This window comes from Fulvivirga kasyanovii (assembly GCF_009711405.1).
Classification (GTDB): domain Bacteria; phylum Bacteroidota; class Bacteroidia; order Cytophagales; family Cyclobacteriaceae; genus Fulvivirga; species Fulvivirga kasyanovii.
The window spans coordinates 1-6,587 of the sequence record NZ_SMLW01000555.1 but is presented as its reverse complement, the minus strand read 5'-3'; the positions used below and the strand labels follow the sequence as shown (position 1 = coordinate 6,587).

Annotated in this window: 3 protein-coding genes; 2 read left to right on the top strand and 1 reads right to left on the bottom strand. The window is 43.1% G+C overall.

What is annotated here, in order from left to right; translation table 11 throughout:
* Positions 1 to 395: 395 nt before the first annotated feature.
* On the top strand, positions 396 to 4,244 hold the full coding sequence (locus E1163_RS31405; protein WP_155172679.1) for a sensor histidine kinase: 3,849 nt from the start codon (positions 396 to 398) through the stop codon (positions 4,242 to 4,244).
* A 1-nt stretch (position 4,245) separates the two neighbouring features.
* Complete coding sequence (locus E1163_RS13590) at positions 4,246 to 5,448, top strand: hybrid sensor histidine kinase/response regulator (protein WP_155172677.1); 1,203 nt, start codon at positions 4,246 to 4,248, stop codon at positions 5,446 to 5,448.
* A gap of 10 nt (positions 5,449 to 5,458) precedes the next feature.
* Here E1163_RS13590 and E1163_RS13585 read toward each other — a convergent pair whose 3' ends face one another.
* Positions 5,459 to 6,553: an AI-2E family transporter gene (locus E1163_RS13585; RefSeq protein WP_155172675.1), complete on the bottom strand. Its 1,095-nt coding sequence runs from the start codon at positions 6,551 to 6,553 to the stop codon at positions 5,459 to 5,461.
* Between the last annotated feature and the right edge of the window lie 34 nt (positions 6,554 to 6,587).

Sequence of the window (6,587 nt, the reverse complement as noted above, 5' to 3'; positions counted from 1 at the left end):
AGCCGACCGCCGCACCTTCCGGAATTTCATTTGAAGGGAGAAGTTATAAGAGCAATAATACCCTAAAAACCCCTGGGAATGTTTCCCAAAAACACTTCCCACTTCCCATATTGGGTATCTCTCAGCCTTCCGGTATTATTACGAATCAAACAAGATAAGGAAAAGTAATTTTGAAGAAAAGGAACTATCCCCTCAACAAAGGCATTGAGGTACAGAAGCTTACTAATCAAAATATCTGTTCACTTATAATCACCCATATAAATCACGCTGTACTTCCCTGGTTTTCAAAACTAAAGGAACAAACTTTGCTCTAATATTTCCTATGTAATATTTGCCCGTTTTTTAAAGCACCGGTTGTTGCACTTTGTTTTTAACATTACGGTTTACTCCATATTATGATCTTACTTTTCAGAGGCATTTTAATTACTCTTTGCGTTATTACCTTATCCTTCGGGCAACAGCGGGAAACTGGACGCCCCTTTATCACCAACTTTACCCCGAAAGAATATAATGCAAATACCCAAAACTGGTCAATCATAGAAGACCAGCGTGGCGTGATGTATTTCGGTAACAATAAAGGTGTTATGGAATACGATGGGGTCTCCTGGAGATTAATTCCTGTAAAAAACCGGTCTATTGTCAGGTCGTTGGCTATTAATGATGATGGAGTAATTTTCGTGGGTGCAGTGGGAGAATTCGGGTATCTCGCCCCAGATGAAAGTGGCGACATGGCGTACCACTCACTTACCCACCTCCTCCCCGACCAAGCCAGTACATTCTCCGACATATGGACAACATTGGTCAGAGACGATGAAGTTTATTTCCAGTCTTTCAATGTCTTATTCTGCTATAAAGACGATACCATTAAAAGCTGGCCGTTAAAAAATGCCTACCACCGAAGCTTTCTGATCAACAACAACATATACCTGCGGCAAGATGGTATAGGACTAATGACACTAAGTGGCGACTCCCTTAAAGCTGTAAAGGGCGGGGCTCTGTTTGCCGAGGAATTTGCATCGGCCATGCTGCCATTTGATGACAATATATTGATCGGTAGCCGCAGCCAGGGTTTGTTTCTTTATAATCCTGAAACCGGCACGATGCAGAAGTTTAAAACTGAGGTGGATGCCTTACTCTCTGAAAGCAAAATATACCACGGCACCATATTGAACAACGGAAATATTGCACTGGGAACCCTTAAAGAAGGCTTGGTGGTCATTAGCAAAGAGGGTGAGCTTTTGCTGCACCTCGATGAAACCAAAGGGCTGCAATATCAGATCGTCTACAACCTCTTTTCAGATAGCTATGGTTCTTTGTGGATGGCTTTGGCCAATGGTATTTCTAAAGTTGAAGTCATTTCCCCATTTACCATTTTCGATCAGGTATCGGGGCTCAACGGTGGCATACTAGCTATCAACCGGCATGAAGGAAAGTTATATGTAAGCACCCATCAGAGTGTATTTATACTTAATGAGAACGACAGGTTTGAGCAGATCAATAATGTGGATATACAGTGCTGGGAGCTGGTAAAGTTTGATATTCCATCGGCACCCGGCAAGCAGAAACTGCTACTTGCCACGTCTGACGGAGTCTATGAGATCAACAATGACGTAGCCACAAAGATATTCAACGCACGTGTTGGATCTATAGGAAGCTCACCATTATATCCTGATCGCTTATTTATTGGCATGATAGGCAAAATTGTTTCGCTGAGCTATTCTGGTGGAAAATGGAAAAAGGAAGGTGAATTGGAAATGCCGCAGGAAGAGATCCGGAGCATAAAGCCTGACAACTATGGTAACCTGTGGATCGGCACACTATACGGTGGAGCCTTCAAGTTCAACGCTGACGACTGGCAGGCTTACCTGGAAGGAAAGAAAGAAAATATTGATATAAAAAGTTACGGATTGGACAAAGGCCTACCCATACTCAACTGGAACTACTTCTTTCACATAAATAATGAAGTACTCCTTACTACACGAAAAGGCATATACCGGTACAATAGGCTCAGGGATATGTTTGAAAAGCACCCTGAAATAGACAAAGCCTTTAACCATAAGGAGCGGTGGATATACTATATCAATAAGGATGAAAAAGGAAACCTTTGGTTTGATTCTGACCAGGGCAAAGGTATGTTGGTAGAAAATAACGGCAGCTACAGCTTATACGAAAACCCATTCAAACGGATCATCGTGTCGCCGGAAAACCAGGTAACTGGCTATACAGACAAGAATGGGATACTCTGGTTTGGCACGCCAGACGGGTTGTTCAGGTATGACAGCCAATATGACAGGGAGTACAAACAATCCTTTGATGTGCTGATCCGCCGTGTAAAAGTGGCTGATGACTCTGTTGTATTTAAAGGAACATATTTTGCGGAAGGAGCTGGCCCTACCTATAATAAACCCCGTCTGCTTTCATCAGTGCAGCCGTCGTCGTTGGTACCTGAATTGGAATATGAAAACAACTCGGTTTCTTTCCAGTACGCAGCCACCGCTTTCGAACATGAAAGCGGCAACTTGTATGCATACAAACTCGATGGCTATGACGACAAATGGTCTGCCTGGTCAAAAGAAACCAAAAAGGAATACACCAACCTACAGGAAGGGCAATACACTTTCAGAGTAAAGGCAAAAAACTTTTATGATGTAACTAGCAAAGAGTCGGCATTTAATTTCTCAATACTCCCTCCGTGGTACCGCACGTCTTTGGCCTACCTTATCTACGGTTTTGCGGGCATTGGTTTCATGTACCTGCTGGTTAACGGATATTCAAAGAAGCTTAAAAAAGACAATCTGCGCCTGGAAGCTATGGTGGAAACCCGGACCGCTGAAATTAATGACCAAAAAGAGCAGATCGAAAAGCAAAAAAATGAAGTGGAAAGGTCATATCAAAATGTAACTACGCTAAGCCAGATCGGTCAGAATATCACCTCTACGCTAGATCTGAAAAGCATTATTAACACCTTGTACAAAAGTATTAACTCCCTGATGGATGCTGCTTCTTTTGGGGTGGGGGTTTACAATGAAACTTCCAAAAGTCTGGATTTCCGGTATGCCTATGAAAGCGAAAAAGAACTACCTTATTTTTCACACGCCATCAGTGATGACAGTAAAATGGCTATATGGTGCTTCAATAATCGTAAAGAGGTATTTATCAATAATTTGAGCCAGGAATACACCAATTATATTCAAACATTGACAACTGCACCCACTGCAGGTAAAGCACACTCCGAATCGATCATCTACATCCCCCTTTGGATCAAAGACAAGATGCTTGGCGTGATCACCGTTCAAAGTTTCAGGAAAAATGCTTACCAACCCTTTCATCTGGATATATTACGCACCCTTGCAGCATACACAGCCATTGCGTTGGATAACGCTTACGCTTACCGGCGGTTGAACGAGATCAACGAAGAGCTTTCGTCTACGCTTGAAAATCTAAAACAAACACAGTCCCAACTGGTGCAGTCTGAGAAAATGGCTTCACTTGGCCAGCTTACAGCGGGGGTGGCGCATGAGATCAACAACCCGATCAACTTTGTTTCTGCTGGTATCGATTCACTGAGTACAAACTATGAAGATCTGAGCCTGATCATTAAAAAGTACAATCAGATAACCCCTGATGCAGACAATAGTGAACTATTCAGTGAAATAGAGCGGTTGAAGAAAGAGCTGGAAATGGATTATCTGCTGGAGGAAATCCCAGAGTTGCTGAACAGCATCAAATCCGGCGCTAACCGTACCACAGAAATTATCAAAAGCCTGCGCAACTTCACGAGGCTGGATGAAGATCAGCTAAAAAAGGCCGATATTAATGAAGGGCTGGATTCTACCCTCGTCATTCTGCGCAACCAGATGACCAACAGAATTGAGGTGGTCAGGGAATATGGAGACCTGCCACCTATCAATTGTTATCCAGGTCAGCTTAATCAGGTTTTTATGAATATATTGAATAACGCCATACAGGCCATAGATAATGAGGGACGCATTTGTATACAAACCATGCAGAATGATGAGTATGCCATTGTTAAGATCAAAGACTCGGGCAAGGGTATGAGTAAAGAACTTCAAAAAAGGATATTTGATCCCTTCTTTACTACCAAAGATGTGGGTGAAGGGACTGGCCTGGGGCTATCCATCAGCTACGGTATTATTGAAAAACATCAAGGTAAAATTGAGGTTAATAGTACCGCAGGTGAAGGAACAGAATTTATCATTGAACTACCTTTAAATTTAAACTAAAATGACTGAAGAGGTAAAGCCAAAAATACTTTATGTTGATGACGAGCAAAACAATCTTATTGTCTTCCGGTCATCGTTTAGAAGGTATTATGACATTTACACTGCCACTTCCGCTTCGGAAGGACTTAAAATCATTGATGAAAACGATATTTCGATCATCATAACCGACCAGCGCATGCCTGGCATGACGGGTATTGAGTTCCTGAAAAATTTACCGGAAGATCTGTTGGCCATCAGGATGATCCTTACAGGCTTCAGTGATGTGTCAGCTATAATTGAGGCAATTAATTCCGGCAAGGTGTATCGCTACATTACCAAGCCCTGGAACAAAGATGAGCTCAAAGTAACCATAGACAACGCTTTGGAAGCCCTTACCCTGAAAAAGAACAACCAGCAATTGGTGGCCGAGCTACAGGAGATCAACGAGCAACTGGAGCAAAAAGTAATCGCCAGAACGGCTGAGTTAGAAAAGGCTTTTGAAGAGATCAATGAACAGAAAAAGGAGCTGGAAGACCTGAATGCCACCAAAGACAAGTTTTTCTCAATTGTGGCGCATGACCTGCGCAGCCCGGTAAGTGCACTAGCCGGATTTTCGCAAATGCTCGCCAATAATGGCAACCGCCTTTCTCCGGAAAAAATAACGGCTTACTCGGAAGAGTTGAACAAGTCTGCCAAAAACACGCTCAACCTGATTGAAAACCTGCTGACCTGGGCCTCCACTCAAATGAACAAGGTTGACCATACGCCTGACCTGATTGATACGGAAGACATCATCAACCAGACTATGTCTCAATTGGATACGGTGGCCGCCAGTAAAAAAATAGCCCTGGAGAAAACGCTTGAACCGGATTTGAAAATATACGCTGACAAAGACCACCTAACTCTTGTATTGAGAAACCTGATCAGCAACGCCCTCAAGTTTACCAATGAAGGCGGAACTGTAACGGTATCTACTAAAAGTGTGGATGACAGCAAGGTCGAAATTTCCGTAGCAGACACGGGTATAGGCATGGGTATAGAAAAGCTTACCAATCTTTTTTCAATCGGCTCAGCCCAAAGTACCAGTGGCACCGCGGGAGAAAAAGGAACGGGACTTGGACTAATCCTTTGCAAGGAATTTATAGAGAAAAACGGAGGAAAAATAGAAGTAGCCAGCCTCAAGGGCATGGGGACTACTTTTACGATCACCCTTAACCAGAATTAAAAACCGATGATTATTTCCCTCTCCGAAACACTCTCCGGATCAGCTTAAGACCGTCCCTGAGCTGAGAACCTTTATTCCTTGAAAGCAGAAAAGCGATGGGTTTAAGCGGCTCGTAGTGCTTGCAAATGACTTTGAACATACCGGCATAAGGCACGCTCATAAACATGCCGGGCAAACCCCACACCATACCTCCGGCAATGATGATCAGTATGGTAAACAGCGGATTGATGGCTACGCGGCCACCGGTAATATTAGGGGTCAGAATGTTGTTTTCGGTAAACTGGATAATCATAAAAAGGATGATCACTCCAATGGCATTACCGGGTTCATCAGACACCAGGGTAAAAGCCAGAGGGAACGCGGCACCTATCAATGTACCAAAATAAGGAATGAAATTCATAACGGCGGAAAGTATGCCAAACATAACGGCATACTCCACGCCCACGATCATAAGCCCCAGCGAATTGATGATACAAAGTAGAAACACTACTATAAAAACACCACTGATATAATTTTTGGTGATCTCGGAAATCTCTTTCAGAATGATAACCAGTCTGCCTCGGTCATTAAAATCCCATACCATAAATATAAACCTGTTGATACGGTCGCGGTAGTAGAGCATAAAAAACACAAAAACAGGTTGTAGTCCCATTTTAACAATGGTACCGGTAGTGGCACTAAACACCATATTCATTAAATCCCCACTGTTATTGATCAGGCTTGAAATGCGCTCCCTTAACCACCAACGCTGGCTCTCTCCATTATCCACCCAACTGTCAATGCGGGTTTGAAGTTGATCAAGGTTATCAAGGGCATGCTCTTTTAACTCCGGAAAGTCACTTACAAAAACCGTCATCTGCTGGTAAAGCAAAAATACAGCCCCTCCGATCAGCGTCATACCTAAAATAATGGAGACAAGTATAGCCAGCACGCGGGGAAACTTCCACCGTTCCAGTAAGCTGGCAAAGGGGTAAAGCAAATAGGCAAAAAGTATAGCCAGACAAACAGGGTACAAAAACTCCCTCCCAATGATCAGGATGACAAAAACCATCAGCATCAGGAAAACAATTGTCGTTACTCTTACTATCAGGGGCAGATCTCTCAAAGCTTTTTAGATTAATGAATTTTATAAAGGCAGG